Source organism: Aeromonas sp. 602200 (genome assembly GCF_049173895.1).
Classification (GTDB): domain Bacteria; phylum Pseudomonadota; class Gammaproteobacteria; order Enterobacterales; family Aeromonadaceae; genus Aeromonas; species Aeromonas veronii_A.
Genome location: NZ_JAAKSL010000033.1, coordinates 1 through 646, shown reverse-complemented (window position 1 = coordinate 646; position 646 = coordinate 1). Strand labels below are relative to the sequence as shown.

1 tRNA gene and 1 rRNA gene are annotated in these 646 nt (G+C 47.8%); both read right to left on the bottom strand.

What is annotated here, in order from left to right:
• Positions 1-278 precede the first annotated feature (278 nt).
• Positions 279-354, bottom strand: a tRNA-Glu gene (locus G5221_RS20220).
• A gap of 225 nt (positions 355-579) precedes the next feature.
• Positions 580-646, bottom strand: a 16S ribosomal RNA gene (locus tag G5221_RS20215); the annotation flags it as partial.

Below are 646 nucleotides of genomic sequence, written 5' to 3'. Positions count from 1 at the left end.
CTGACTGCCAAGGCATCCACCATGTACGCTTAGTCACTTAACCATACAACCCCAAGAAGTGTCGGTGAAACCGGCACAGCTTGTTGTCGTACAACAAGGACCAAATAAAATTTGGTTTTCGCCAAGAAGTTTCCAAAGCACTTGTAACAAATGTTTGAGAACTACTTTTTAAATCAGCTTTCCAGATTGTTAAAGAGCATGTTTGCAACGGCGCGCCGAAGAAAACAGAGTTAAGAATCAGTTTCTTAACTCTGCATTCTTGTTAGCAAGAAGAGAAGTGGCGTCCCCTAGGGGATTCGAACCCCTGTTACCGCCGTGAAAGGGCGGTGTCCTAGGCCTCTAGACGAAGGGGACCCAAAATCATCTTTGCGCTGCGTCAGCAGTGCAGATTTTGGGTAATGGCGAGTGCCGAGCCTGCGAGGCCGAGCGCCATTATTCACATCCCAAAACCCAATGACAGGGCTTCTCTCGTTTGGCTTTCGCCAAACAAGCACTGACGCTTGCGCATCAGGTCTTTGCTCTAACTACTTTGAATCAAGGCAATCTGTGTGAACACTCAACAACTTCGTCATCTTAAGGTAAGGAGGTGATCCAACCCCAGGTTCCCCTAGGGTTACCTTGTTACGACTTCACCCCAGTCATGAAT